Below are 26,866 nucleotides of genomic sequence, written 5' to 3' on the forward strand. Positions count from 1 at the left end.
AAGCGTCAGGAGGTCTGCGTCACCGGCAGTTTCTGTTCGAGTTCCGCGACGCGACGCTCCAGTTCTTCGAGACGTGCGCGTGTGCGGACGAGCACCTGCGTCTGTGTATCGAATTCCTCGCGCGTGACCAGATCGAGCTTGGAGAAGCCCTGCGACAGCATGGCTTTCACATTGCGTTCGACGTCTTTGGCCGGCGAATTCTTGAACAGCTCGCTCATGCGGGCCTGAATGTCGTTGAAAACATCGTTCGGTTGTTTCATGGTGTTCCCCTTGGCGCACAAAAAATGTGCAGCGTTTCATTACGTCTGTGCCTCGCATCTGACGATGCGCTGTGTTGGTGCGCGGCCCTCTTCCAACCACGGCGGCGTGAGCCCCTTTGGTGCGCGCTTCCTCTTTCGGAACCTGCGGACACTCTAGCAACGATCCCTGCACCGCGCCACCGGGCGGGGCGTGCGTTAGCCATCCGGACAAGGGCGGCTGAGCTGCTCGCGAAGCCCGCGCGGGCGGAGTTTGACACAACATGGCATACGAGTTGCTCTTACTGCCCCGCGCGCACTGCCGGCACCATTTTCCGGCAGTGAAACGAGACCACGCGGACGGGTTACGAGTGCCAGCCAGACTTCTGCAAGCGAAATGAAGGCGGAGTGCGAGCAGGGCTGCAAAACGGGTTACGCAAACAGGGTTACGCAACTAAGCGAGGGATTTCATGAAACTCATTACCGCAATCATCAAGCCGTTCAAGCTCGATGAGGCGCGCGAAGCCTTGTCGGCGATCGGCGTCTCGGGCATTACGGTCACCGAGGTCAAGGGGTTTGGCCGTCAGAAGGGCCACACGGAGCTGTATCGCGGCGCTGAATATGTCGTCGATTTCCTGCCGAAGGTGAAGATCGAGGCCGCTGTCTCGGACGACATCGTCGATCAGGCGATCGAGGCGCTGGAGCGCGCGGCGCGGACCGGCAAGATTGGCGACGGCAAGATCTTCGTCACGCCGATCGAGCAGGTGGTCCGGATTCGCACCGGAGAGACCGGCGCGGACGCTCTGTAATACCAAAAGATAGCGACACAGATAGCGACAAGAGGAAACGAAAGATGCGCAAACTATTGATGTCCCTGCTGATGGCCGGTTCGCTGCTCGCGGGCGGTATCGGCGCCGCCCTCGCGGACGACGCTTCCGCTCCCGCAGCCGCCTCGGCCGCTGCATCCGATACGGCGGCAAGCGCGCCGGCGCCGGACGCTTCGGCCGCCGCCGCAGCTTCGGCACCCGCTGCTGACGCATCGGCTGCACCCGCAGCGAGCGCCGCCGCCGCACCCGCGGCATCGGATGCCGCTCCGGCCGCACCGACCGCGCCGTTCTCGGTCGATTCGTCGAAGATCAATTCGGGCGACACCGCCTGGATGCTGACCTCCACCGCGCTCGTGCTGTTCATGACGATCCCGGGTCTGGCACTCTTCTACGGCGGCATGGTTCGCAAGAAGAACGTGCTCGCGACGCTGATGCAAAGCTTCGCGATCACCTGCCTCGTGACGATCATCTGGACGGTGGTGGGCTACAGCCTCGCGTTCACGCCGGGCGGATCGTTCATCGGCGGCTTCTCGCGCGTCTTCATGGCCGGCATGAACTACATCAAGGGCGACAAGGCCACGACGCTGACCGTCAGCCACCTGGCCCCGACGATCCCGGAAACGGTCTACTTCGTCTATCAGATGACGTTCGCGATCATCACCCCGGCGCTGATCACGGGCGCGTTTGCAGACCGTATGAAGTTCTCGGCGATGCTGGTGTTCATGGCGCTGTGGTCGATCATCGTCTACTCGCCGATCGCGCACATGGTCTGGGAACCGACCGGCTGGCTGGCTAGCGCGGGCGTTCTCGACTTCGCGGGCGGCACGGTCGTGCACATCAACGCCGGTATCGCGGGTCTGGTGTGCTGTCTGGTGCTCGGCAAGCGCGTCGGCTACGGCAAGGAAGCGATGGCTCCGCACAACCTGACGCTCACGCTGATCGGCGGCGCGATGCTGTGGGTGGGCTGGTTCGGCTTCAACGCGGGTTCGGCAGTCGCGGCAGACGGCCGTGCCGGTTTCGCGATGTTCGCGACGCAAGTAGCAACGGCAGCCGCGGCACTCGCCTGGATGTTCGCCGAATGGGCGGCCAAGGGTAAGCCTTCGGTGCTCGGTATCGTGTCGGGCGCGGTGGCTGGTCTCGTGGCGATCACGCCGGCTTCGGGCTTCGTCGGTACGCTCGGCTCGCTCGTGATCGGTATCGTGGCCGGCGTGGTCTGCTTCTGGGCGGCAACGTGGCTCAAGCACAAGCTCGGTTACGACGACTCGCTCGACGCGTTCGGCGTGCACTGCGTCGGCGGTATCGTCGGTGCGCTTCTGACCGGCGTGTTCGCGGTCAAGGACATCGGCGGCTTCGACGGCAGCGTCCTGCTGCAGGCGAAGGGCGTGCTGACGACGCTGATCTACAGCGGCGTGGTGAGCTTCATCCTGCTGAAGATCATCGACATGACAATCGGTATCCGCGTGACGGAAGAGCAGGAACGCGAAGGTTTGGACGTGAGCCTGCACGGCGAACACGTCGAATAAGGAAGTGGCTCGACGAGCCCGTGCTCCCGGGCTCGACGAATCAGGAACAAGCACGAATAAGCACAGCGCTTTGGCCCGCCTTCACGGCGGGCTTTTTTCTTGCTTGCTATCTTGTTAACAGTTCTTTTTCCTGTCTATCATTCCGATAGAGACAATGCATTCTGGTTAGCTTGCGAATGGAGAAAGCGTCCCCAAATGGGCAAAGCATTTGCTCTACAATCTTTTTTCTCCAGTCTGCGAGTGATCAATGGTTCCGCACCTAGTTACGGCGTTAAACGGCCCGCTGCTCGATCTTGAGCGGAAGATCCTCGACGCTACTCCCGCAATCGAACGCTGGTTCCGGCTCGAGTGGCAGGAGCACACGCCGCCGTTCTACTGCTCGGTCGACCTGCGCAATGCGGGTTTCAAGCTCGCGCCGGTCGATACCAACCTGTTTCCCGGCGCTTTCAACAATCTGCCCCAGGAAGTGCTGCCGCTTGCCGTGCAGGCCGCCATGGCGTCGATCGAAAAAATCTGCCCGGACGCGAAGAATCTGCTCGTGATTCCAGAGCGCCACACGCGCAACGCGTTTTATCTGGAGAATGTCGCCCGGCTGGCCGCGATCATGCGCCAGGCCGGCTTGAACGTGCGTTTCGGCACGCTCGACGAGAGCATCAACGGGCCCGTCACGATTGCTCTGTCGGACGGGCAGAAACTCGTGCTCGAACCGCTCGAGCGCTCGCAGCGCCGCCTCGGCCTGAAGAATTTCGACCCGTGCTCGATCCTGCTGAACAACGACCTGTCGGGCGGCATTCCGCCCGTGCTCGAGAATCTGCACGAGCAGTATTTGCTGCCGCCGCTGCACGCCGGCTGGGCCGTTCGCCGGAAATCGACGCACTTCTCGTGCTATGACGACGTTGCGAAGAAGTTCTCGAAGATGGTCGAGATCGATCCGTGGATGATCAACCCGTACTTCGCGCATGTCGAAGGTGTGGATTTCCAGGAGCGCACCGGAGAGGAAGCGCTCGCCGATGCGATCGACGGCGTGTTGAAGAAGATCGCCAAAAAATACCGCGAGTACGGCATCTCCGAAAAGCCGTATGTCGTCATTAAATCGGACGCGGGCACTTACGGCATGGGCGTGATGACCGTGCACGACGCGTCGGAAGTGGCCGCGCTCACCAAGCGCGAGCGCGCGAAGATGGCCGCCACGAAGGACGGCCTCGAAGTGCACGACGTCATCGTGCAGGAAGGCGTGTACACGTTCGAGCGGATTGGCGAGGAAGTGGCGGAGCCGGTCGTCTATATGATCGACCGGTACGTGGTGGGCGGTTTCTACCGTGTACACGGCAGCCGGGAGCGCGATCAGAATCTGAACGCGCCGGGCATGCACTTCGTGCCGCTCGGTTTCGAGCACACGGCGCTGCCCGATGCGCACGCCAAACCCGGCGCGGCGCCGCCGAACCGCTTCTACATGTATGGCGTGGTGGCGCGGCTCGGGCTGCTGGCCGCATCGGTCGAACTGGAAAAGACCGATCCGGAAGCGATCCAGGTTTAAGCGCAGGCCGCGCGAGGCCGGGCTGCATGAGGCTGCGGGAGGCGCGCATGCCGCCCGCGCCATTTTCACCGACGACATTCACGCGCAACGTCACGCTCAACTTCACGCGTAACTTCACGATCAACGCCAGGCCCAGCAGGGCGCAACGGGACCTTCATGGACATTCTTTTCATCGCCGATCCGCTTACGCAGTTCAAGATCTACAAAGACTCTACTTACGCGATGATGGCCGAGGCCGCGCGCCGCGGGCATACGCTGTACACGTGCGAGCCGAAGCATCTGGCGTGGACGGGCGGCGACGTCGAAGCAAACGTGCAGCGCTTTGCGATCACCGGCGACGTGACCGACCTGCATCGCGATATCTGGTACACGGCGGAAGCCGCCGCGCCGCGCGCGCTCAAGAGCTTTAGCGCGGTGGTAATGCGCAAAGACCCGCCGTTCGACATGGAATACGTCACGTCCACGTGGCTGCTCGAAATGGCCGAGCGCGCCGGCGCACGCATCTTCAACAAGCCGCAGGCGATCCGGGATCACTCGGAAAAGCTCGCAATTGGCGAGTTCGCTGAGTTCGTCGCGCCCACGCTGGTGACACGCGATCCGGCGCGGCTCAGGGCATTTCACGAGCAGCACGGCGACGTCATTCTGAAGCCGCTCGACGGCATGGGTGGCATGGGCGTATTCCGCGTGAAGCCGGACGGCATGAACCTCGGGTCGATCATCGAAATGCTGAGCCACGACGGCGCGCGTTCGGTGATGGCGCAGAAATTCATCCCCGAGATCAAGGACGGCGACAAGCGCATTCTGCTGATCGGCGGCGAAGCCGTGCCGTATTCGCTCGCCCGCATTCCGCAAGGCAACGAGGTGCGCGGCAACCTGGCGGCGGGCGGGCTCGGCGTCGCGCGTCCGCTGACCGATCATGATCGCAAGATCGCCGATACGCTCGCGCCGGTGCTGGCGGCGCGCGGTCTGCTGCTCGTCGGGCTGGATGCGATCGGCGACTGGCTGACCGAAGTGAATGTGACGAGCCCAACGTGCTTTCGCGAGATCATGGATCAGACGGGCTTCGACGTCGCGGCCATGTTCATCGACGCGCTGGACCGCGCGGCGGGTTGAGCGGTCGTCCTTGAATGTGGGCCGCGGCCCCCAAACTACGTGGCACGATCAGCATCACGTCCGCTGTGAGCGGGACGCCGGCTTTGGCCCGAAAACGGGCCTGCTACAATGCCCGCTCTTCGCGTCTGTTTCCAGCGATGGGCTCTTGCACCGAGCCATCGGCACGAATAGCGGACCTGGAACGAGCGGGTTCGGCGAGCGCCGGCACGGCGCCATGCGCATGGTTCCGCTCACGAAGTGGTGCATTCCCGGCTCTCATGGCCCACGGCCGGCCGAGAGCTCGAGCGTTTCGGACAGGTTCCGATCCACGTTTGGGGCCGTCTTTTTGCAGCAAGGCTGACATGGCAGGTATTCTGATCATTGCGCACGCTCCGTTCGCCACCGCGTTGCGCGACTGTATTTCGCATATCTACGGTGGCTTGCCGGCTCGTATCGGCGTGATCGACGTATCGCCCGACTGCGATCCCGCACAAATGGTTGCTTTCGCGGAGTCGGAAATCGCGCGTCTGAAGGAAGAGAACGGCGCGCTCGTGCTCACCGATATGTTCGGCGCCACGCCCGCGAACATTGCGGGCCGACTTGCCTCGGTGCCGGACGTGCGCGTGCTGTGCGGCGTCAATTTGCCGATGCTGGTGCGCGCAGTCTGTTATCGCGCAACGCCGCTCGATACGCTGGTGGACAAAGCGCTCGCCGGCGCGACCAAGGGCGTTCATGCAATCGGACCGGCCACGCCCGCGCCCGCTGAGGCGTCGGCGGCTCCGCCCGACTGTCTGCCCGCGTTGCCTTGCGACGCGGAACTCGTTCAGAAGGCTGGGCCAGCAGGCCTGTAGCGCGTCGCATTGCAACTGCATAACCACTGATTGCCAGTTCACCTTCACAACAACACTTACCTGCGCTTCGGACCATCACATGCTGCAACAGGAAACGACTATCGTGAACAAGCTGGGGCTGCACGCCCGCGCGTCGGCCAAGTTGACGCAACTCGCGGGCAACTACCAGTCGGAAATCTGGATGAGCCGCAATGGCCGCCGTATCAATGCGAAAAGCATTATGGGCGTGATGATGCTGGCCGCGGGTATCGGCAGCACGGTGCTGATCGAAACCGAAGGCGCCGACGAAAAAGAAGCGATGGACGCACTGTTGAAACTGATCGCTGATAAATTCGGCGAAGGTCAGTGAGCTTGCGAATCGATATAGCGATGAGTGAAAACGCCGCGGCTGTCCGCGGCGTTTTTTTTAGCGCGCGACAATACGCGGATCTCGTCGGCGGATGCCTCGACGCGTCGAGGCCGCAGCGAACAGCACGCATTGGCAGGCGCGTCGATGCGTTGACCGCATCGACTACGGTCTTTCGTGCTGCATTGCACACAGCATTCACGCACGTGCGGGACGGCGTGGAATTTATAATGGCGATGAGAGTCTGAGAGCACTGCAGCGGTTTGCCGCGGCATCACACAACTAGAGGAGGTGCGCGTGTCGTTCACGCTGCATGGAATTCCCGTGTCACGCGGTATTGCCATCGGGCGAGCCTATCTGATCGCCCCGGCTGCACTTGACGTAGACCACTATCTGATCGAACCCGCGCAGATCGAGAGCGAGGTCGAGCGATTTCGCGCGGCCCAGCAACGCGTGCATGAAGAACTCGATGCATTGCGCGCCGATCTTGCCGCAGACGCGCCCAGTGAAATGGGCGCTTTCATCAACGTACATTCAATGATCCTGAACGACGCAATGCTCGTTCAGGAAACCATCGATCTGATTCGCACACGCCGCTACAACGTTGAATGGGCGCTGACCGAACAACTCGAACGGCTCTCGCGCCATTTCGACGATATCGAAGACGAATATCTGCGCGAGCGCAAAGCCGACATCGAGCAAGTGGTGGAGCGGGTGCTGAAGGCGCTGGCGGGGGCGTCGGGCTCGCTGGTGAATGGCGTGCACGGCGCGTGCGACGAAATGATCGTGGTCGCGCACGACATTGCGCCTGCCGACATGATGCAGTTCAAGACGCAAACGTTTCAGGGTTTCGTCACGGATCTCGGCGGGCGTACTTCTCATACGGCTATCGTCGCGCGCAGCCTGGGCATTCCGGCGGCGGTCGGCGTGCAGCACGCTAGCGCGCTGATTCGCCAGGACGACCTGATCATCGTAGACGGCGACCATGGCATTGTGATCGTCGATCCCGCGCCGATCGTGCTGGAGGAATATTCATACCGGCAGAGCGAAAAAGCGCTGGAGCAGCGCAAGCTGCAGCGCCTGAAATTTTCGCCGACGCAAACGCTGTGCGGCACGCGTATCGAACTGTGCGCGAACATCGAGTTGCCCGAAGATGCGCGCGCCGCGGTCGACGCCGGCGCGACCGGTGTTGGCCTCTTTCGCACCGAGTTCCTGTTCATGAATCACAAGCACCGCATGCCCGAAGAGGAGGAGCAGTTCGAAGCCTACCGGCGCGCGGTCGAGTTGATGAACGGTCTGCCGGTCACGATCCGCACCATCGACGTGGGCGCCGACAAGCCCCTCGATTCGATGAGCGGCGGCGACGGCTACGAGACCGCATCGAACCCCGCGTTGGGCCTCAGGGCAATTCGCTGGAGTTTGTCCGAGCCGCAGATGTTCCTCACGCAACTGCGCGCGATTCTGCGCGCGTCGGCGTTCGGCACGGTGAAGATTCTGGTGCCGATGCTCGCGCATGCGCAGGAGATCGATCAAACGCTCGACCTGATCCGCGAAGCCAAGCGTCAGCTAGACGATGCAGGGATTGCGTACGACCCGAACGTGCAGGTCGGCGCGATGATCGAGATTCCTGCCGCGGCCATTGCGTTGCCGCTCTTTCTCAAGCGGCTGGATTTTCTGTCCATCGGCACCAACGACCTGATCCAGTACACGCTCGCTATCGACCGGGCGGACAACTCGGTCGCGCATCTGTACGATCCGCTTCATCCGGCGGTGCTGCATCTGATCGCCTTCACGTTGCGCGAAGCGAAGCGGGCGGGGGTGCCGGTGTCGGTTTGCGGAGAGATGGCGGGCGACCCGAGCTTGACACGTCTGCTGCTCGGCATGGGCCTCACCGAGTTTTCAATGCATCCGAGTCAATTGCTCGTGGTCAAGCAGGAAGTTTTGCGTTCGCATTTGAAAACGTTGGAGAAGCCGGTGGCAGATGTGCTCGCTTCGTTCGAGCCCGAAGAAGTGCAAGCTGCGCTTAAGCGCGTGGCGCAAGCCTGATCGACATTGCCTGCTCCGAATGAAAAACGCCGCACGTGTGCGGCGTTTTTCATTATGGCTTTGTACCGCTGCTTAAGGCCGGTGGCGTTGTCCGCATACCGGGCAATCCGGCTGACGCGCAATGCGCATGGTGGTCCATTCCATTCGCAGCGAATCGAGCATGGTCAGCCGGCCGACAAGCGGCGTGCCGATTTCGCCGATTACCTTCAGCGCTTCGGCCGCCTGCATCGAGCCGATGATGCCGACCGTCGGCGCAAACACGCCCATGGTCGAGCACGCGACTTCCTCGAACGGCTGGTCTTCGGGAAATACACACGCGTAGCACGGCGATGCTTCGTCGCGGAAGTCGAACGTGCTGATCTGGCCGTCGAAGCGCAATGCGGCGCCCGACACCAGCGGCACGCCATGCTTCACGCAGGCGCGATTGATCGCGTGGCGCGTGGCGAAGTTGTCGGTGCAATCGAGCACGACTGTGGCGGCCGGTACATGACGATCAAGCCACGCGTCGTCGACGCGTTCGGCCACCGCGTTCACTGTCACTTCGGGATTGATTTGCGCGAGCGTGTCGCGGCCGGACTCCACCTTCTTGCGTCCGAGAGACGCGCTCACGTGCAGGATCTGCCGTTGCAGATTGGTTAGATCGACCGTATCGGCATCGACTAGCGTCAAGCGTCCGACGCCGGCCGCCGCGAGATACATCGCGGCAGGCGAACCCAGTCCACCCGCGCCGACGATGATCGCGTGGGCATCGATAAAGCGCTGCTGCGCCTCGATGCCGATTTCGTCGACGAGAATATGGCGGGAATAGCGAAGGAGTTGATCGTCATTCATGGCGGGCCAGCGTGTCTTCTTCGCTGCGTGTCTTCACGGCGGCTTGCGCCGCGAAGACACGTGAGTCGTGCTGCTTACTTGCTTTGGGTGGCCGGTGCGGGTGCCGGCGCAACACCCGACGCACCCGGCACCGGTTGCGTCGGCTTCACGGCGACCGGCGCGGATGCCGACGTGGCCGGCTTGTTCTGCGCGAGACGCCGCTCGGTCAGCGACTTCGATTCCTGCACCGGCTTGCCTTCGAGCTTGTTCAACGCTTGCGCCAGCATGAAGTCGTCGGCGGAACCGAATTCGACCGGCTTGCGCTCGCGATCTTTCTGGCGCTGTTCCGGCGTCTTCTTGTCGTTCTGCTCTTCGAGCTGACGTAACTGGTCCATGCGATCCTGCTCGCGCTTCTCGGCTTCCTTCTTCTCGTTCGGGTCTTGCGTGTTGGCAAGATGATTCGAGTAGTCGACTTCGCGCGTGACGAGTGCGTCGTCCGGATCGCCTTCTGCGTACTGATCGATCGCGATGTCAGGACGGATGCCCTTGTTCTGGATAGAACGGCCGCTCGGCGTGTAGTAATACGCCGTGGTCAGGCGCAGCGCGGTGTCGGCGGTCATGGGCCGCACGGTCTGCACTGAGCCCTTGCCGAAGGTCGTCTTGCCGACGATCAGCGCACGATGCTGATCCTGCAGCGCGCCCGCGACGATCTCCGATGCCGACGCCGAGTAGGCGTTGGTCAGCACGATCATCGGCACGGTCTTGAAGATCGGCGCTTCGTCTTTCAGCGGATCGGTGTCGAAGGACTGCAGGCGGTAGTTGTCGTAAGTGTCGCGGTAGACCTGCTTCGAATCCGGAATCTGCCCGTTGGTGGACACGACGACCGAGTTCGGCGGCAGGAACGCGCCGGCCACGCCGACCGCGCTTTGCAGCAGCCCGCCGCCGTTGTTGCGCAGGTCGAGCACGAGGCCCTTCAGATTCGGCTGCTGACGCGCAATGTCCTGCAGCTTCGCGGCGAGGTCAGGCGTAGTGCGTTCCTGGAAGCTGGTGATACGCACATACGCATAGCCCGGCGCGAGGATCTTCATCTTGACCGACTGCACCCTGATGAGCGCTCGCGTGACGGTGAGCGGGAACGTGCGGTCGTCGGTCTTGCGGAAGATCGTGAGCGTGACCTTGGTGCCCGGTTCGCCGCGCATCTGCTTGACCGCCTGGTCGAGCGTCATGCCGCGTACGGGCTTGTCGTTGATGCGCGTGATCAGGTCGCCCGGACGAATGCCGGCGCGGAACGCGGGCGTGTCTTCGATCGGCGAGATGACCTTGATCAGGCCGTCTTCCGACGAAATTTCAATGCCGAGGCCCGCGAAGCGACCTTTGGTCTGCTCCTGCAGTTCCTCGTAATCGGTCTTGTCGAGGTAGGACGAATGCGGGTCGAGGCTCGACACCATGCCTTTGATTGCGGCGGTCAGAAGCTTTTTATCGTCGACAGGTTCGACGTACTCGTGCTTGATCTGCCCGAACACTTCGGCAAAGAGCCTGAGCTGGTCCAGCGGCAACGGAGTGGCGGCGGCGCTGGCGGGCTGCTGGGCCGAGGCCGAAAGTTGCAAAGTGGCAAATACACCGGTAGCAAGGCCCGCGGCGATCAGGCCGATATTTTTCAGGTTCTTTCGCATAGAGTCTGTTGCGGTCGGAAGCGCGTGGCAGCGTCGATAGAGATGGGGACGGACAAGTATAACTGCACACCCGCCAACTCAGGGCGCAGCGCAGGCAATCGAGATTCGACAGCGCCAGGCGTGCCGGGTTCGGCGCAACCTGCGCGGGGCGTCGAAGTAATGTGCTGTAACGGTGGATCGCGGCCAGAATGATCGCGATCGAGGGAAGCGGACTGCACTGACCGGTACGTCTTGCCGGTCGGCGTGGTCCGTTGCTGGCGCGCCGCTGCGCTTGCTGCCACCTTCGCCGCCACGATCTTTAACAAAGAAGCGCGGGGACGCGGCGAAGGGCAGATGAGCAGGCGGCGGCCAGAAGCAGCTACGTCGCAGTCGCGCTGCAACTAGCGGGCACAGCGGAATCAGCCCGCCTTGCCCTGCTTCGCGACGGCAGCCTGTGCCTTCGCGATAGCTTCCTGGTCGCCCAGATAGTAGTGCTTCAGCGGCTTCAGGTTTTCGTCCAGCTCATAGACGAGCGGCACGCCGTTCGGAATATTGAGCCCGACGATGTCGTCGTCCGAGATGTTGTCGAGGTACTTCACCAATGCGCGGATCGAGTTGCCGTGCGCCGCGATCACCACTTTGCGGCCCGACTTGATGGCCGGCGCGATCGACTCGTTCCACAGCGGCAACACGCGCGCCACCGTATCTTTCAGGCACTCGGTGAGCGGCAGCTGTTCGCGCGGCACCTTGGCGTAGCGCGGATCGTTATAAGGCGCGCGCTCGTCCGTCGGTTCGAGCGCCGGCGGCGGCGTGTCGTAGCTGCGACGCCAGACCAGCACCTGTTCGTCGCCGAATTTCGCCGCGGTTTCGGCCTTGTTCAGACCCGACAGCGCGCCGTAGTGGCGCTCGTTCAGACGCCACGAATGCACGACGGGTATGTACATCTGATCCATCTGGTCCTGCACATGCCACAGCGTGCGGACCGCGCGCTTGAGCACGGACGTGTAGGCGATGTCGAACGAATAGCCGGATTCCCTCAGCAGCACGCCCGCCTGCTGCGCTTCGCGGTTGCCCTGCTCGGTCAGGTCGACGTCGACCCAGCCCGTGAAGCGGTTTTCCTTGTTCCACGTTGATTCGCCGTGGCGGATGAGAACGAGTTTGTACATAAGATTGCCGGTCGGTAGTAAGGAAGCTGTAAGCGCTGCCAGGCGCCCGACGAGGAGCGCCGCCATCGCGTCAGACGCTTATTTTATAATGCCGGGATTGCCCTTTCCGATTTCTCTCTTTTTCGGCGGATCTTCCGTGAAGTTTTTCACTGATTACACAAACCTTGTCCTCATTGCGATCGTCCTCATCTCCGGTGGGTTGCTACTGTGGCCGACCATCAGCCGGCGCGGCCGCGGTGGCCTGTCGGCCGCCGAAGCCACGCAGCTGATCAATCGGCGCAATGCGGCGGTTATCGACCTGCGTCCGCTGGCCGACTTCGCCAAAGGGCATTTGCCCTCGGCGCGGCACCTGGAATTCGCCGAGTTGCAAGCAAAGGTCGCGCAACTGGTGAAGAATAAGAGCAACCCCGTGCTGCTGGTGTGCCAGACCGGCCAGCAGTCGAACAAGGCAGCGCGTATCGTGCAGGATGCGGGATATGCGGAAGTCCACGTTCTGGAAGGCGGCGTCGACGCCTGGCAGAAAGCCGGCATGCCGGTTGTGAAACAAGGAGTAGCCAAGTGAACAAAGTGATCATGTACAGCACGCAGGTGTGCCCGTATTGCCAGATGGCCGAACGTCTTTTAAAGTCGCGCGGCGTCGAGAATATCGAAAAAGTACTGATCGACAAGGACCCGGCCCGTCGTGAGGAAATGATGACCCGGACCGGTCGTCGCACGGTGCCGCAAGTGTTTATCGGCGAGAAGCACGTGGGCGGGTACGACGATCTCTCCGCGCTCGATCGCGCGGGCGGTCTGACGCCTCTGCTCGAAGCCGCCTGAATTCTCGCGCCGTTGGGCGCGGGAAGCGGCGGGTGAAATACAAGCCGGCGCATCGTCGCCCCGCGTGGGCGGGCGGCGCGCCGCAAATATCCGGCGACCCATGAGTTCATGGGCCGCCGCTACGCATACCTATCAGGGAATCACTCAATCATGTCCGACGAGAATAACCAGCCGTTCTTCAACATCCAGCGCATCTATCTGAAGGACATGTCGCTCGAACAGCCGAATTCGCCGGCCATTTTCCTCGAGCAAGACATGCCGTCGGTCGAGGTGGAAGTCGACGTGAAGGCCGAGCGCCTCGCGGACACCGTGTTCGAAATTCTCGTGACTGGCACCGTGACGGCCAAGGTGTCGGACAAGGTCGCGTTCCTGATCGAAGCCAAGCAGGCAGGCATTTTCGATATTCGCAACATTCCGGCGGAACAGGTCGATCCGCTCGTCGGCATTGCGTGCCCGACCATCCTGTTCCCGTACCTGCGCTCGAACATCGCCGACGCGATCACGCGCGCGGGCTTCCCGCCGATCCACCTCGCCGAAATCAACTTCCAGGCGCTCTACGAGCAACGCCTCGCGCAGATGGGCGGCCAGGACGGCGCAGCGCAAAACGGCGTCACGCATTAAGTGTCGCAGGCAGTGCCGGCTATGAAGGTTGCTGTTCTCGGAGCCGGCGCATGGGGCACGGCCCTCGCCGGCCATCTGGCAGTCAGGCACGACACGCTGTTGTGGGCGCGCGAGCCCGCGCTGGTCGCGGATCTCTCCGCTTCGCACGAAAACGCCCGCTATCTTGCGGGCGTTGCTTTGCCGTCGGCGCTTCGCTACGAAGCGGACCTGAACGCGGCGCTCGACCATGCGCTTGCCGACGACGCGCTATGCGTCGTGGCCACGCCCGTGGCCGGACTGCGCGCGCTGTTCCAGTCGATGCGCGATGCGGGCAAAGTGCCCGCGCATATCGTGTGGCTTTGCAAGGGTTTCGAGGCGGAGTCGCAGTTGTTGCCGCATCAGGTGGTCGCGTCCGAGCTGCCCGCGCACGGCAGTAATGGCGTGCTGTCCGGTCCGAGCTTCGCGCGGGAAGTCGGTCAGGGCTTGCCGGTTGCGCTGACCATCGCGAGTGCTTCGGCGGCATGCCGCGAGCGCACGGTTGCGGCGTTTCATCACGGCGCGATGCGCATTTATACGGGCGACGACATCGTCGGCGTAGAAGTGGGCGGCGCGGTGAAGAACGTGCTGGCTATTGCAACGGGAATCGCCGACGGTCTGGGTCTCGGCCTGAACGCGCGCGCGGCTCTGATCACCCGCGGACTCGCCGAAATGTCGCGTCTCGGTGTGACGCTCGGCGGACGCGCGGAGACGTTCACTGGTTTGACGGGGCTCGGCGATCTGATTCTTACCGCGACCGGCGATCTGTCGCGCAATCGCACGGTCGGCGTGCAGCTCGCCGCGGGCCGTTCGCTCGCCGATATTCTCGGCGGCCTGGGCCATGTGGCCGAAGGCGTGCGTTGCGCGCAAGCGGTTCTCGCGATCGCGCGTGCTCATGCAATCGAAATGCCGATCACTCAGGCGGTCTGTGCCGTGCTGTTCGACGGCGTAGCGCCGCGCGACGCCGTCAGCGCCCTGTTGCGGCGCGATTCGAAGGCCGAATAAGCCGCCCCAGGTTCCCGGGCGCTCTCCCTGTCAGCCGTTCGGCGTGTAACAACGCTGAACGGCTGCCTGCACTCGCTGTCCATTGTCTATCGACGCTACGGATCAGTGAGGTTCCCATGCTCAGTATCGATCGTTGCACGCTGGAAGCGCGCGTGTCCGACATCACGACTCTTGACGTGGACGCCATTGTCAACGCAGCCAATACTTCGTTGCTCGGCGGCGGCGGTGTGGACGGCGCGATTCATCGCGCGGCCGGCAAGGAATTGCTGCGCGAATGCGAAGCGCTTGGCGGCTGCGCGACTGGCGACGCGAAGCTCACGCGCGGCTACCATTTGCCGGCGCGATATGTGATCCACGCGGTGGGACCGGTCTGGCGCGGCGGCACGCATGGCGAGGCGGATCTGCTGGCTTCCTGCTATCAGCGCTCGCTCGAGGTGGCGCGCGAGGCAAACTGCGCGAGCATTGCATTCCCCGCGATTAGTTGCGGCATCTACCGTTTTCCTCCCGATGAAGCAGTTCGTATCGCGGTCGAAACAGTAATCGAAAATCTGCCTCGCATGCCGCAACTCGAGCAGGTTATCTTCGCCTGCTTCGACCACGCGATGTTCGAGCGCTATCAGGCGGAGTTGCAGCGCCGTCAGGCGCCGCCCTCGAAACCTGTTTGACGCCACGCTTCGAACACCACGATTGCGACTGTATTCGACAGGTTCAGGCTGCGGTTGCCCGGACGCATCGGCAGGCGCACGCGCTGTTCGTTGGGAAACTCTTCGAGCATCGAGTCGGGCAGGCCGCGCGTTTCCGCGCCAAACACGAACCAGTCGCCCGATTGAAACGCGTGCTCGTGGAAGCGGCCCGAGCCGCGCGTGGTGAACGCGAACATGCGCGCCGCATCCGGCGACTCTTTCGCGATGAATGCGGCCCAGTCGGCATGCACGTTCATTTGCGCATATTCGTGATAGTCGAGACCGGCGCGGCGCAGCTTGGCATCGTCGAGCGGAAAGCCGAGCGGCTCGATCAGATGCAGCCGCGCACCCGTGTTGGCGCACAGGCGGATGACGTTGCCGGTGTTAGGCGGAATTTCCGGTTCGACGAGAACGACATTGAACATAAAGTGGTCAGGTAGAGACTAGTTTTTCGGTGTGCGCAGTGCGACGAAGTTCGTGACGCGCCGCGCACCGGCTGCCTTCAGCGTGCGCGCGAGCGCTTCGAGCGTCGCGCCGGTCGTCATTACATCGTCGACGATGCCGACGTGCAGCCCTTCAACTCTTCCAGCAAGCTGGAATGCACGGCCCACGTTAAGCCGGCGCGCGTCGAGGTCGAGCCGCGACTGCGGCGCGGTGTCGATCACGCGGCGCACCAGGGTCGGGTCGCCCGGCACGTTCAACGAGCGAGCCAGCGCTCTGGCAATCTGCCATGCCTGGTTATAACCGCACTCTCGGAGACGCCGATCCGCGAGCGGTACCGGAGCGATGACATCGGGGCAGTCGGACGGATCTTGCCAGGTATCTTGCGCGAGACGCGCAAGGCGCCGCGCGAATTCGCGCGCCAGCATCAACTGGGCGCGAAACTTGAGGCCGACTGCGAGCGCGTCGAGCGGCGCGCGGTAATCGGCGAGCGCGAACGTTGCATCGAACGGCGGTTTTTCGGCGACGCAATCCGCGCAGCGATATGACGCGTGCTGTTCCCTTCGCGCGAAGGTCAGCGGCACGGCGCAGACGCAACAACGCAACGCACTCTCATTCCAATAGGATTCGTCGCAAAAGGGGCACAGCGTGCTGTGCGACAAATTGCCGCACAAAGCACAGGCGTTCGGCAGAATCGCGTGCATTGCATGCGGCCACGCCGAACGCACGCCGCGCGTGAATTGCGTGAAGTGGCTGGCTGAGGACGAAAAATATGCTCGGAATGTCATGCATTGGCGGCCGCAAAGGCCTTTCGCACTGAAGCAGAGGAAGCGAACGAGTATACTTCGGGCTCTACGCCAGTACGACACCCATGTCCCCAACTCCCGCTCAATCAGGCCGTCCGGCCTACGATTCCCGGCGCCTCAGGCGGATTTTCGACCGCCGTGCAACGACTTTCGACGACGTCGCCTTCCTGCCGCGCGAGATCGCGCAGCGCATGCGCGAGCGTCTCGATTACATCAAGGTCGCGCCGGCGAGCGTGCTCGATGCCGGTTGCGGTGCAGGCGAAGACATTCCTGCATTGCGTGAGCGCTTTCCGGAAGCGCCGGTGTTCGGCTCAGACCTGTCGCACGCCATGCTTACGCGCGCGCTGCGCCACGATTCCGGCGATACGAGCTGGCGGCGCTTCTTGCCGGCCACGCTCGGCAAGGCGCTTGGCGCACGCGGTCCGCGCTTCGCGCAAGCGGACTTTTCCGCGCTGCCCTTCGCGGCGGGCGCCTTCGAATTCATCTGGTCCAACCTCGCACTTCACTGGCACTCGCGCCCCGATCTCGTATTCCCTGAGTGGCAGCGGGTGCTCAAGGTGAATGGGCTGCTGATGTTCAGTACCCTGGGACCCGACACTCTGAAGGAGTTGCGCGGCGCATACGCCGAAGTGGAGGCGGCGCACGGCGTCGGCTCGCGCAAGCATGTGATCGACTTTGTCGACATGCATGACCTTGGCGACATGCTGGTCGAAAGCGGTTTCGAAATTCCCGTGATGGACCAGGAAACCATCACAATCACCTATAAGTCGCCCGAGTCGCTACTCGCGGACGTGCGCCGTTGGGGCGCGTATCCGTTCGAGCGCGAAGAGTCGTCGGGCGCGGCGGCACGCCGGTTGCACAGAGCGTTGCTGGCAGCGCTCGAAGCGCGTCGGCGCGACGACGGAACAATCGCGCTGACCTTCGAGGTGATCTACGGACACGCGTGGAAAGCGGTGCCGCGCACGACGGCGGAAGGACACGGCATCGTGCGAATAGAGGACATTGGGCGAGGCTCGTCGAGGAATCGCTAAAGCGGTAAAGAGGACATCTGTTATGTCTGAAATTACCGTTTCCAAAGACGTGCGGAAGGTGCGGCAAAACGGCGCGGAGGCTTGTCGCGCCTGGCTTGTGAGGCTGTTGGGGCTTGCTTGTGGATGCTATGGATCGCGCCTATAATGCGTCAGTTTGTCGCCCGGAGTTCCCACATTTGGGGCGGCAGGCCCCAGGCACGGGGCTGCAAGATGAGTTGGTGCGGTGGCGGTTGGGCGACCGGAATATGAGGTCGCGGTCGGGCATTGCGGGCGGCCGTTGGTGACGCGTTTGTGACGTTCGGCGGGAGGCAGCGATGGATGCATCAGATCTGCTGGCGGATTCAGAACCGGTCCTGAAGGACTGGACAATGAAACGCAACTGTTCCATGTCGCCGCGGCAGTTTGTGTGTTTCTACGTGTCGCTTGCGTTGTTCTCGTTGGCAATTGCTTTCATGCTGGTTCTGGTCGGCGCCTGGCTGGTGTTGCCGTTCACCGGTATCGAATTGCTGGCGGTGGGCGTCGCGTTTGCCATTTATGCGCGCCACGCTGTCGATTACGAACGCATCCGGCTGTTTCAGAACCGGCTCGTGATCGAACAGGTGAGCGCCGAGCAGGTCACGCAGTTCGAGTTCAATCCGCGCTGGGTGCGGATCGAGGCTGGCGCAACACCGCGTGATCAGATCAAGCTGGTCTCGCGCGGCGAGACGATCATGATCGGGCAGCATCTCGCGCAGCACCGGCGCGCGCAGTTCGCCGGCGAATTGCGTATCTGGCTCGCGCGTTGTTAGGCGCGTCCGGTCATACGGCGTTCACGGGGAGCGCGAGCAGCCCGTCACGGGGTCAGCGGGGTCGAGGGTTTGAATGGAAATTTTGGGTAAGGAAGCTATGAAAACAATCAAGCGAGCGCTCATGGGCGTGCTGGCGATGAGCGGACTGCTTTTCGCCGGTGCCGCCCTGGCAGTGGGCGATGTTCCGGGCGGCCCCGCCGTCAACGAGATCAATCTCCAGCCGCCTGCGACGAAAATCGCTGAGGAGCTCTACAGCCTCCACACGTTCATGCTGATTCTTTGCACGGTGATTTTCATCGGCGTGTTCGCTGTGATGTTCTATTCGATCTTTGCCCACCGCAAATCGAAAGGTCACAAGGCTTCGAATTTCCACGAAAGCACTACCGTCGAAATCATCTGGACGATCGTGCCGTTCGTCATCGTCGTGTTGATGGCGTTGCCGGCCACCAAGACGGTTGTCGCAATGAAGGACACGACCAATGCCGACGTCACCATCAAGGTCACCGGCTACCAGTGGAAGTGGGGCTACGACTACGTGAAGGGTCCGGGCGAGGGCATCAGCTTCCTCTCCACGCTGGCCACGCCGCGTGCCGAAACCGACGGCCGTCAGCCGATTTCCACTACGTATCTGCAAGAAGTCGACAATCCGCTGGTCGTGCCGGTCGGCAAGAAAATCCGCATCATCACCACCGCGAACGACGTGGTCCACTCCTGGTACGTGCCGGCCTTCGGCGTGAAACAGGACGCGATTCCGGGTTTCGTGCGCGACACGTGGTTCAAGGCTGACAAGGTCGGTACCTTCCGCGGCTTCTGTACCGAACTTTGCGGCAAGGAACACGCGTTCATGCCGGTGGTGGTCGAAGTACTTTCCACCGACGACTACGCGAAGTGGGTCGACACGCAGAAGAAGAAAATGGCCGCGGGTCAGGACGATCCGAACAAGACCTATACGTTGGCCGAGTTGATGGAGCGCGGCGGCAAGGTGTATGCGGCCAACTGCGCGGTCTGCCATCAGCCCACCGGCAAAGGCGCGGGCGCATTCCCGGCGCTCGACGGCAGCAAGGTTGCCAACGGCGCGATCGCCGAGCATGTCAGCATCGTGTTGAAAGGCAAGAACGCAATGCCTTCCTGGGCGCCTACGCTGAACGACGTCGAGATTGCTTCGGTGGTCACATTCGAACGTAATTCGTGGGGCAACCACACCGGCGACGTTCTCCAGCCGAAGCAGGTCGCGGACGCCCGTAACGGCAAGATGCCCGAAGGCGGCAATCATCTGGCCGACGCAGGCACGGCGGCGAGCGGCGCGGAAGCGGCGTCGGGTGCGGCGGCTCCGGAAGCACCGGGTGCGCAAGCAGCGTCGGCGGGCTCGGAAAGCACGGCGGCATCGCAAGCCGCGCTGCCGGCGAGCGTCTACTTCGATACCGGCAAGAGCACCTTACCGGCCGACGCAAAAGCGGCGGTCGAAGCAGCCGCGGCTTACGCGAAGGCGCATCCGGACGCGAAGTTCACGCTGTCTGGCTACACCGACGCCACCGGCTCCGCGGACGCGAACGCGAAGCTCGCAAAGAGCCGTGCGGAAGCCGTGCGCGACGCGTTGAAAGCAGCCGGCATCGCCGAAGACCATATCATTTTGAAGAAGCCGGAAACGATCACGGGCGGCAGCGACGCGAAAGAAGCCCGGCGTGTTCAGATCAGCCCGGCTGCCTGACGTGTCACGGTCAGCACCGCAGTATTCGCTTTAGGAGATTGTCATGTCTAGCATCGGACACGATGTAGTCGCGGGCCACGAGCACGTGCACGGCGACCATGCCCACGAAACGCCGCATGGCTGGCGTCGTTGGCTGTTCGCAACCAACCACAAGGACATCGGTACGCTGTACCTGATCTTCTCGTTCACCATGTTCCTCTCCGGGGGCGTGATGGCGCTGATGATCCGTGCCGAGTTGTTCGAGCCGGGCCTGCAGATCATGCGCCCCGAGTTCTTCAACCAGTTGACCACCATGCACGGCCTGATCATGGTGTTCGGCGCGATCATGCCGGCGTTCGTCGGCTTCGCAAACTGGATGGTGCCGCTGCAGATCGGCGCATCGGACATGGCTTTTGCCCGCATGAACAACTTCAGCTTCTGGCTTCTGCCGGTGGCGGCTGTCCTGCTGGTCGGTTCGTTCTTCTCGCCGGGCGGCGCGACCGCCGCGGGCTGGACGCTGTACGCGCCGCTGTCCACGCAGATGGGCCCGGGCATGGACTTCGCGATTTTCGCGGTCCACCTGATGGGTGCTTCGTCGATCATGGGCGGGATCAACATCGTCGTGACGATCCTGAACATGCGCGCGCCCGGCCTCACGCTCATGAAGATGCCCATGTTCGTCTGGACCTGGCTGATCACCGCGTACCTGCTGATCGCCGTGATGCCGGTTCTCGCTGGCGCAATCACCATGGTTCTGTTCGATCGCCACTTCGGCACGTCGTTCTTCAACGCGGCCGGCGGCGGCGACCCGGTCATGTACCAGCACATCTTCTGGTTCTTCGGGCACCCCGAGGTGTACATCATGATCTTGCCGGCGTTCGGGATCGTGTCGCAGGTGATTCCGGCGTTCTCGCGCAAGCCGCTGTTCGGCTATAGCTCCATGGTGTACGCAACCTCGTCGATCGCGATTCTGTCGTTCATGGTCTGGGCGCACCACATGTTCGCAACCGGCATGCCGGTGACGGGCCAGCTGTTCTTCATGTACGCGACCATGTTGATCGCCGTGCCGACTGGCGTGAAGGTGTTCAACTGGGTCGCGACGATGTGGCGCGGCTCGCTCTCCTTCGAAACGCCCATGCTGTTCGCGGTCGGCTTCCTGCTGGTGTTCACGTTCGGCGGTTTGTCGGGCCTGATGCTCGCAATGGCGCCGCTCGACATCCAGTATCACGGTACCTACTTCGTGGTCGCGCACTTCCACTACGTGCTGGTGGCGGGCTCGCTCTTCGCGTTGTTCTCGGGCTGGTACTACTGGGCGCCGAAGTGGACCGGCTGGATGTACAACGAAACGCGCGGCAAGATCCACTTCTGGGCGTCGATGTTCTTCTTCAACCTCGCGTTCCTGCCGATGCACTTCGTCGGTCTCGCAGGCATGCCGCGTCGCTACGCCGACTATCCGGCGCAATTCACCGACTGGAACCAGGTGATTTCGATCGGCGCGTTCGGCTTCGGTCTTGCGCAGGTGTACTTCCTGTTCGCGGTTGCGTTGCCTGCGTATCGCGGCGGCGGCGACCACGAAAAGGCTGGCGACAAGCCGTGGGACGGCGCAACGGGCCTCGAGTGGACCGTGCCGAGCCCGGCTCCGTTCCACACGTTCGAAAACCCGCCGACCGTCGAGTAATCGTCGTTTAGCGAAGTGGCCGGTTCCGAGGCGACGTGATCGCATCGTCGCCGGGACCGGACGGCGGCGAAAGCGCGGCAATGGCAGTAACAAGGTATTCAGAAACCCGAGCATGACGCGTAATTCACAGGAAAGACGTACACCGGAGCAGATTCGAGTGAGCAACAGGCGGATAGGTCTTGTTCTGCTTGCAATCGCAGCGGTATTTTTCGCGAGCGTCATCATCAATCAGGGTTGGTTTTCCTGACGGAACCGGTACAGGTGTAGTTTGCAGGTTTGTTGAGGATTGAGATGTCGACGCAACCGCCGGCTCAGGCCGATCGCTCTTTCAACCGTTCGATGCTGGTCAAGCTGTTCGTCGTCGCGTTGATGATGTTCGGCTTTGGTTTTGCACTGGTGCCGATGTACCGCGCGATCTGTCAGATCACCGGCATCAACAACCTGGTGCAGCGCGATGCAACGGTGCGCGAGGCGAAGAATACGCAGGTCGACATGAGCCGTACGGTTTCGATCGAATTCGATGCGAACGCGCGCGGCCCGCTCGGTTTCAAGCCGGAGCAGCGCAGCATGGACGTGCATCCGGGCGAAGTGACAACAGTGATGTACGAGGTGAGCAACGAACAGGCGCGCACGATCCAGGCGCAAGCCATTCCGAGCTACGCGCCGAAGCAGGCGACCGAGTACTTCAAGAAGATCGAGTGTTTCTGTTTTACGCAGCAGACGTTGACGGCGAATCAGACGAAGCGGATGCCGGTCGTGTTCGTCGTCGATCCGAAGTTGCCGAAGGACGTGAAAACGATCACGTTGTCGTACACGTTTTTCGAGTTGAATACGCCGGCAACGGCGAAGGTCGGAAGCGCGGCGCTCCCGGCCGAGACGGCGGCCACTGCCGCCAATCCCGCCTGACGGCTGATGCCGCCGGCGAAGGAAGACAACAATGAGCGATAACAGCGGCGGCCCGCGCAAAAGCAGTTTCGGCCAGTCGATGAGGGCGGTGTTCTGGTCGTTTTTCGGCGTGCGCAAGCGGCGCGATCTGGAAGCCGACGCAACGCAACTGAACCCGCTGCACGTCATTATCGCGGCGCTGATCAGTACGGCCATTTTCATCGGCGTGCTGATTCTGGTGGTGCGCGCGGTGGTGGGCTGACATTGCGCGCATGCATGTAGTACGGGCGTAGCAGCGCCCACGAATTAGAGTGAAGCGGTGCGGTACACACGCGCCGCCGAAGATACAGCCGGAGCTTCCGGAACAACTGGACTGAAGTGGAGAATCAAGAATGAGCGGTCAAAACGAGAGCCCGTACTATTTCGTACCGCATCCGTCGCGGCATCCGATCAGCGCCGCCGCTGGTTTGCTGGTCATGCTCGGATCGCTTGCGGCGTGGATCAACGAACATGACTGGGCGCCGATCGGCGTTGTCGTCGGCCTGTTGTGGCTGCTCTTTACGTTGTGGCACTGGTTTGGCGACGCGATTGCCGAATCCGAAGGCGGCATGTACGGCAAGAATGTCGACAAGTCGTACCGCTGGAGCATGAGCTGGTTCATCTTCTCCGAAGTGATGTTCTTCGGCGCTTTCTTCGGCGCGCTCTTCTACGCACGCGCAATCGCGCTGCACGAACTGGCGAGTCTGGATTACAAGCTGATTTGGCCGGATTTCTCGGCGGTGTGGCCGAACAACGGTCCCGCGTCGCTCGTGTCGACCTTCAAGTCAATGACGCCGTGGCCGGTGCCGACCATCAACACGGCGCTGCTGCTTTCTTCGGGCGCCACGCTGACGGTCTCGCACCACGCACTGCGTGAAGATCATCGCAAGAAGGCAATCATCTGGCTGGCAGCTACGCTGGTGCTGGGCGTGTGCTTCCTGTTCCTGCAGGGCTTCGAATACTTCCACGCGTATAACGAACTGAACCTGACGCTGGCTTCGGGCGTGTACGGCTCCACGTTCTTCCTGCTGACGGGCTTCCACGGTTTTCACGTGTTCCTCGGCGGCACGATGCTCGCGGTGGTGCTGGTGCGGATGATTCGCGGCCACTTTACGGCGGAACACCACTTCGCGTTCGAAGGCGCGGCCTGGTATTGGCACTTCGTCGATGTGGTCTGGCTCGGACTCTACGTGGTCGTGTACTGGCTGTAAGACTGATTGGCCCGCGCCGCGGCCGGCTATACCGGAGCGTGCGGGGGCCGTCGCGCAGCGTCCTTCGGAACACCGCGCACGCGAGTAGTGAGCAGGATTGTGAAGCGCCGCCCTCGACCCTGTCAGGGCGGCGTTTTGTTTAGGGCAGTGATGGTTGCGCCAGGCTCAGCGCCCGTACGGAATGCCGGTTGAGTGAATCCAGCCCATCCAGTACGCAAACAGAATGAAGAGGAAGAGCGAGATAGAAAGTCCGACTCGCGTGGCGAGCGACCAGACCATCCGCTTGGTTTTGCCCTTGTCATGCATCATGAAATACAGCGCCGACACCATGCTGGCGATGATCAGGACGAAGGCAATGGGAACGAGAATGTGCATGGAAGCTGCTGAAACGGAAAAGCGCGAAGGCAAGGTGGCCATTATCTCACCGCGCGCCGGCGTTTGCCCTACGCTCGCCACCACGCTCAGGCCGGGCATGGAGTGTCGTCGATGAAGATCCGCCTCGTTCCCGCGTTGTTGATTCTGCTCGTGGTCGCGGTGACCTTGCGGCTCGGCTTCTGGCAGCGCGACCGCGCGCATCAGAAAGAAGCACTCGAGGCACGCATCACGCAGTTCGAGAACGCGCCCGCGCAACCTGTCACCAGCGCGCCGGTGGCATTGAAGGACATCGAATTCCATCGCGTGAAAGCGCGCGGCACGTTTGTCGCGGACAAGGTCGTGTATCTCGACAATCGTCCGTATAACGATCAGCCGGGCTTTTACGTGGTGATGCCTTTTAAACTCAGCGACGGCGGTTATGTGCTCGTCAATCGTGGCTGGTTGCCGCGTAACATCAATAATCGCGAGACGATTGCACCGTACACTACGCCGCAGGGCGAAATCGAGATAGAAGGGATTGCGCGTGCGGATGCGTCACGCGCGTTCGAACTCGGGCAGGGCGGTTCGGCCGCGCATCAGGCGATTCGCCAGAATCTCGACGTCGCCGCCTATGCCGCCGAAACCGCACTGCCCTTGCAATCGTTCGTGATCCAGCAATTGAGCGACGACGGCGACAAACTCGTGCGCGACTGGCCGGCTCCAGGCAGCGGCGTCGAGCGCAACTACGGCTACATGTTCCAGTGGTGGGGCATGGCGGCCGCGGCTTTGGCCTTCGGCCTGTACGCCGCGCGCCGCGCCGCCAGAAAACCGCAGGCGCCCGTCGTGTGATGCAGCGCGTGCCCGGCGCGGCTCTGCACGAGTGAGGCGAGCCGCACAAATTATTGAAAGAGGTCATGTAGTGTCGACGCCATCTCCCCGTTCGCCGCAAGCCGGCAAATCCGCCGCCAAACCGATGCCCGGCCAGCCCAACGGCAAGGGCTCCTGGGAGCGCGGCCGCTGGATCTTGCTGCTGCTCGCGATCGTCTGCGCGGCGCCTATCGCCGTGTCGTATTTCATGTACTACGTGGTGAAGCCGAGCGGCGGCAGCACCAGTTACGGCACGCTCGTCGAACCACAACGGCCGATTCCCGAGTCGCTCGTCGCCATTGGCGAAGACGGCAAACCGCTCAAACTCGCCACGTTGCGTGGCCACTGGCTGCTGATTTCCGTCGACGACACCGCCTGCGACAAAGCGTGCGTGACGAAGCTCTACTTCATGCGGCAAATCCGCGCGGCACAGGGCCCGGAACGCGAGCGCGTCGTCGAAGTGTGGCTTCGTACAGGTGCGGGCAACGTGGCGGACGTGATACAAAAGGCTTATCCCGACACCAACATACTGCTCGCCGATCCGGCGCAGGTGTCGGCGTGGCTGCCGACCGCGATCGGCACCAAGGTCACCGACCATATCTACATGGTCGATCCGAACGGCAATCTGATGATGCGTTTCCCGAAAGATCCGAACCCGAGCAAGATCAAGGGCGACGTGACCAAGCTGCTGAAGTGGTCGAGCATCGGCTGATGCCGCAACCAGGGTAAGAGAAGATGTTCGTACTGCAATTGGGCCTGATCGGCTTGTGTATCGCGTTGTTGCCGCTGTCTTATGTGTGGGTCAAGGCCGACGACAATAAATTCCGCAAGCTCGTGTGGCTCACCACTTTCCTCACGCTCGACCTCGTGATGTTCGGCGGCTTCACGCGTCTGACGGACTCGGGGCTCGGCTGTCCGGATTGGCCCGGCTGCTATGGCACGTCCTCGCCGTTTATCGCGCATGCCGCAATCACCGCCGCGCATCAGGCGATGCCCACCGGCCCCGTCAGCATGACCAAAGCATGGATCGAAATGATCCACCGCTACTTCGCAATGGCGATCGGCGTGCTGATCATCGCGCAGACGGTCATTGCATGGACCGCGCGCATCAAGCGGCGTCCGCTGCACGTGTCGCCCTGGTGGCCCACTTCGCTGCTGCTGCTGATTCTCGTGCAAGGCGCATTCGGCGCATGGACGGTGACGATGAAGCTGCAACCGGTCATCGTGACGACGCACCTGCTGCTCGGTCTCGCGCTACTGGGCACGCTCGGCTGGCTCGCCGCGCGTCAGACGCCGTTGCCCGCCTACGAGCCCGAAGCCGCGCGCTGGCGCGTCGCGGCGGTCGCGGGTCTCGTGCTGTTGATTGCGCAGATCGCGTTGGGCGGCTGGGTCAGCACGAACTACGCGGTGCTCGCGTGTACGGATTTCCCCACCTGCAACGGCCAATGGGTTCCCCCGATGGACTTCGCCCACGGCTTTCACTTGTGGCGTGCGCTCGGCATGACAGGCAACGGCGACATGATCACGCAAGATGCGCTGGTAGCGATTCACTGGACCCACCGCACCTTCGCGCTCGTGGTCGTCGGCTACCTCGTGTGGTTCGCGCTGCAATTGCGCCGCTTCGAGTCGCTGCGGCGTCCGGCGAACGGTGTTTTGCTGGTGGTGCTGATCCAGTTCGTCACCGGATTGTCGAACATCGTTCTGCAATGGCCGTTGCCTATTGCGGTAGCTCATAACGGAGGCGCGGCGATCCTGTTGCTGCTGCTCGTTATGTTAAACTTTCGAATCGCTTATAGCCGTCCCGGCCGCGCCGTGTTGCCTGCGCGCGATGCCGCGCCAGCGTGACTCCA

30 protein-coding genes are annotated in these 26,866 nt (G+C 62.3%); 23 read left to right on the plus strand and 7 right to left on the minus strand.

Translation table 11 applies throughout. The features are described 5' to 3' along the window. Positions 1-5 precede the first annotated feature (5 nt). Positions 6-260 (minus strand): accessory factor UbiK family protein, encoded by a 255-nt coding sequence (locus tag RW095_RS36615; protein ID WP_020067052.1) that lies wholly within the window; start codon positions 258-260, stop codon positions 6-8. Between the two features lie 446 nt (positions 261-706). Between RW095_RS36615 and RW095_RS36620 the strand changes: the two genes are divergently transcribed. The 7 genes from RW095_RS36620 to ptsP all read left to right on the plus strand — a co-directional run bounded on the left by RW095_RS36620 (position 707) and on the right by ptsP (position 8,458). Then, on the plus strand, positions 707-1,045 hold the full coding sequence (locus tag RW095_RS36620) for a P-II family nitrogen regulator (RefSeq protein WP_013088261.1): 339 nt from the start codon (positions 707-709) through the stop codon (positions 1,043-1,045). A 44-nt stretch (positions 1,046-1,089) separates the two neighbouring features. Next, complete coding sequence (locus tag RW095_RS36625) at positions 1,090-2,586, plus strand: ammonium transporter (RefSeq protein WP_201702252.1); 1,497 nt, start codon at positions 1,090-1,092, stop codon at positions 2,584-2,586. 247 nt (positions 2,587-2,833) lie between these two features. Next, complete coding sequence (gene gshA / locus RW095_RS36630) at positions 2,834-4,123, plus strand: glutamate--cysteine ligase (RefSeq protein ID WP_317020604.1); 1,290 nt, start codon at positions 2,834-2,836, stop codon at positions 4,121-4,123. Positions 4,124-4,279: 156 nt separating this feature from the next. Continuing rightward, positions 4,280-5,236, plus strand: a complete 957-nt coding sequence (gene gshB / locus RW095_RS36635) for a glutathione synthase (protein WP_317020605.1) — start codon at positions 4,280-4,282, stop codon at positions 5,234-5,236. A gap of 341 nt (positions 5,237-5,577) precedes the next feature. Next, a complete protein-coding gene (locus RW095_RS36640) occupies positions 5,578-6,066 on the plus strand; it encodes a PTS sugar transporter subunit IIA (RefSeq protein WP_128585545.1) in 489 nt (162 codons plus the stop codon). Positions 6,067-6,145: 79 nt separating this feature from the next. Beyond that, positions 6,146-6,415: an HPr family phosphocarrier protein gene (locus tag RW095_RS36645; RefSeq protein WP_006048084.1), complete on the plus strand. Its 270-nt coding sequence runs from the start codon at positions 6,146-6,148 to the stop codon at positions 6,413-6,415. A gap of 294 nt (positions 6,416-6,709) precedes the next feature. After that, a complete protein-coding gene (gene ptsP / locus RW095_RS36650) occupies positions 6,710-8,458 on the plus strand; it encodes a phosphoenolpyruvate--protein phosphotransferase (protein ID WP_317020606.1) in 1,749 nt (582 codons plus the stop codon). Between the two features lie 72 nt (positions 8,459-8,530). Here ptsP and RW095_RS36655 read toward each other — a convergent pair whose 3' ends face one another. The 3 genes from RW095_RS36655 to gpmA form a co-directional block, all read right to left on the minus strand. Beyond that, positions 8,531-9,289, minus strand: a complete 759-nt coding sequence (locus RW095_RS36655) for a HesA/MoeB/ThiF family protein (protein WP_317020607.1) — start codon at positions 9,287-9,289, stop codon at positions 8,531-8,533. Positions 9,290-9,363: 74 nt separating this feature from the next. Further along, a complete protein-coding gene (locus tag RW095_RS36660) occupies positions 9,364-10,941 on the minus strand; it encodes a S41 family peptidase (protein ID WP_317020608.1) in 1,578 nt (525 codons plus the stop codon). A 398-nt stretch (positions 10,942-11,339) separates the two neighbouring features. Next, positions 11,340-12,086 (minus strand): 2,3-diphosphoglycerate-dependent phosphoglycerate mutase, encoded by a 747-nt coding sequence (gpmA, locus tag RW095_RS36665; protein ID WP_128585549.1) that lies wholly within the window; start codon positions 12,084-12,086, stop codon positions 11,340-11,342. A 136-nt stretch (positions 12,087-12,222) separates the two neighbouring features. On the opposite strand from gpmA, the gene RW095_RS36670 reads away from it, so the two are divergent. The 5 genes from RW095_RS36670 to RW095_RS36690 all read left to right on the plus strand — a co-directional run bounded on the left by RW095_RS36670 (position 12,223) and on the right by RW095_RS36690 (position 15,211). Continuing rightward, positions 12,223-12,648, plus strand: a complete 426-nt coding sequence (locus RW095_RS36670) for a rhodanese-like domain-containing protein (RefSeq protein WP_317020609.1) — start codon at positions 12,223-12,225, stop codon at positions 12,646-12,648. After that, positions 12,645-12,905, plus strand: a complete 261-nt coding sequence (gene grxC, locus RW095_RS36675) for a glutaredoxin 3 (protein WP_006048078.1) — start codon at positions 12,645-12,647, stop codon at positions 12,903-12,905. The genes RW095_RS36670 and grxC overlap by 4 nt, the downstream gene beginning before the upstream one ends. Before the next feature lie 150 nt (positions 12,906-13,055). Beyond that, on the plus strand, positions 13,056-13,526 hold the full coding sequence (gene secB, locus RW095_RS36680) for a protein-export chaperone SecB (protein ID WP_128594191.1): 471 nt from the start codon (positions 13,056-13,058) through the stop codon (positions 13,524-13,526). 21 nt (positions 13,527-13,547) lie between these two features. Beyond that, positions 13,548-14,546, plus strand: a complete 999-nt coding sequence (locus RW095_RS36685; RefSeq protein WP_317020610.1) for an NAD(P)H-dependent glycerol-3-phosphate dehydrogenase — start codon at positions 13,548-13,550, stop codon at positions 14,544-14,546. Between the two features lie 116 nt (positions 14,547-14,662). Next, complete coding sequence (locus RW095_RS36690) at positions 14,663-15,211, plus strand: O-acetyl-ADP-ribose deacetylase (protein ID WP_317020611.1); 549 nt, start codon at positions 14,663-14,665, stop codon at positions 15,209-15,211. Here RW095_RS36690 and trmL read toward each other — a convergent pair. Together trmL and RW095_RS36700 are read right to left on the minus strand one after the other, a co-directional pair. Continuing rightward, a complete protein-coding gene (trmL, locus tag RW095_RS36695) occupies positions 15,184-15,654 on the minus strand; it encodes a tRNA (uridine(34)/cytosine(34)/5-carboxymethylaminomethyluridine(34)-2'-O)-methyltransferase TrmL (protein WP_317020612.1) in 471 nt (156 codons plus the stop codon). The two genes, RW095_RS36690 and trmL, sit on opposite strands and share 28 nt — an antisense overlap. 18 nt (positions 15,655-15,672) lie before the next feature. Beyond that, on the minus strand, positions 15,673-16,458 hold the full coding sequence (locus RW095_RS36700) for a ComF family protein (protein WP_317020613.1): 786 nt from the start codon (positions 16,456-16,458) through the stop codon (positions 15,673-15,675). An 83-nt stretch (positions 16,459-16,541) separates the two neighbouring features. Here RW095_RS36700 and RW095_RS36705 point away from each other — a divergent pair, with 83 nt between their 5' ends. The 8 genes from RW095_RS36705 to RW095_RS36740 all read left to right on the plus strand — a co-directional run bounded on the left by RW095_RS36705 (position 16,542) and on the right by RW095_RS36740 (position 23,795). Beyond that, the gene (locus RW095_RS36705) at positions 16,542-17,507 is read left to right on the plus strand and encodes a methyltransferase domain-containing protein (protein ID WP_317020614.1); all 966 of its coding nucleotides are present in this window, start codon (positions 16,542-16,544) and stop codon (positions 17,505-17,507) included. 314 nt (positions 17,508-17,821) lie between these two features. Next, positions 17,822-18,295, plus strand: coding sequence for a DUF2244 domain-containing protein (locus RW095_RS36710; RefSeq protein WP_317020615.1), 474 nt, complete (start codon positions 17,822-17,824; stop codon positions 18,293-18,295). A gap of 73 nt (positions 18,296-18,368) precedes the next feature. Next, positions 18,369-20,003, plus strand: a complete 1,635-nt coding sequence (gene coxB / locus RW095_RS36715; RefSeq protein WP_317020616.1) for a cytochrome c oxidase subunit II — start codon at positions 18,369-18,371, stop codon at positions 20,001-20,003. A 43-nt stretch (positions 20,004-20,046) separates the two neighbouring features. Next, a complete protein-coding gene (gene ctaD, locus RW095_RS36720; RefSeq protein ID WP_020067033.1) occupies positions 20,047-21,660 on the plus strand; it encodes a cytochrome c oxidase subunit I in 1,614 nt (537 codons plus the stop codon). A gap of 112 nt (positions 21,661-21,772) precedes the next feature. Continuing rightward, a complete protein-coding gene (locus RW095_RS36725; protein WP_317020617.1) occupies positions 21,773-21,907 on the plus strand; it encodes a cytochrome oxidase small assembly protein in 135 nt (44 codons plus the stop codon). Between the two features lie 44 nt (positions 21,908-21,951). Then, positions 21,952-22,566: a cytochrome c oxidase assembly protein gene (locus RW095_RS36730; RefSeq protein ID WP_020067031.1), complete on the plus strand. Its 615-nt coding sequence runs from the start codon at positions 21,952-21,954 to the stop codon at positions 22,564-22,566. 31 nt (positions 22,567-22,597) lie between these two features. Further along, the gene (locus tag RW095_RS36735) at positions 22,598-22,807 is read left to right on the plus strand and encodes a DUF2970 domain-containing protein (protein ID WP_027801199.1); all 210 of its coding nucleotides are present in this window, start codon (positions 22,598-22,600) and stop codon (positions 22,805-22,807) included. A 130-nt stretch (positions 22,808-22,937) separates the two neighbouring features. Then, a complete protein-coding gene (locus tag RW095_RS36740; RefSeq protein ID WP_020067029.1) occupies positions 22,938-23,795 on the plus strand; it encodes a cytochrome c oxidase subunit 3 in 858 nt (285 codons plus the stop codon). A 165-nt stretch (positions 23,796-23,960) separates the two neighbouring features. Here RW095_RS36740 and RW095_RS36745 read toward each other — a convergent pair whose 3' ends face one another. Beyond that, entirely contained in the window at positions 23,961-24,170 is a 210-nt protein-coding gene (locus tag RW095_RS36745) for a twin transmembrane helix small protein (RefSeq protein WP_020067028.1), read from the minus strand. Positions 24,171-24,281: 111 nt separating this feature from the next. On the opposite strand from RW095_RS36745, the gene RW095_RS36750 reads away from it, so the two are divergent. From RW095_RS36750 to RW095_RS36760, 3 genes are all read left to right on the plus strand, one after another. Next, positions 24,282-24,998, plus strand: a complete 717-nt coding sequence (locus tag RW095_RS36750; RefSeq protein ID WP_317020618.1) for an SURF1 family protein — start codon at positions 24,282-24,284, stop codon at positions 24,996-24,998. A gap of 70 nt (positions 24,999-25,068) precedes the next feature. Further along, positions 25,069-25,728 (plus strand): SCO family protein, encoded by a 660-nt coding sequence (locus tag RW095_RS36755; protein ID WP_317020619.1) that lies wholly within the window; start codon positions 25,069-25,071, stop codon positions 25,726-25,728. A 23-nt stretch (positions 25,729-25,751) separates the two neighbouring features. Beyond that, complete coding sequence (locus RW095_RS36760; RefSeq protein ID WP_317020620.1) at positions 25,752-26,861, plus strand: COX15/CtaA family protein; 1,110 nt, start codon at positions 25,752-25,754, stop codon at positions 26,859-26,861. Positions 26,862-26,866 lie beyond the last annotated feature (5 nt).

Origin of the sequence: Paraburkholderia kirstenboschensis, assembly GCF_032806925.1 — a bacterium.
GTDB lineage: Bacteria > Pseudomonadota > Gammaproteobacteria > Burkholderiales > Burkholderiaceae > Paraburkholderia > Paraburkholderia kirstenboschensis.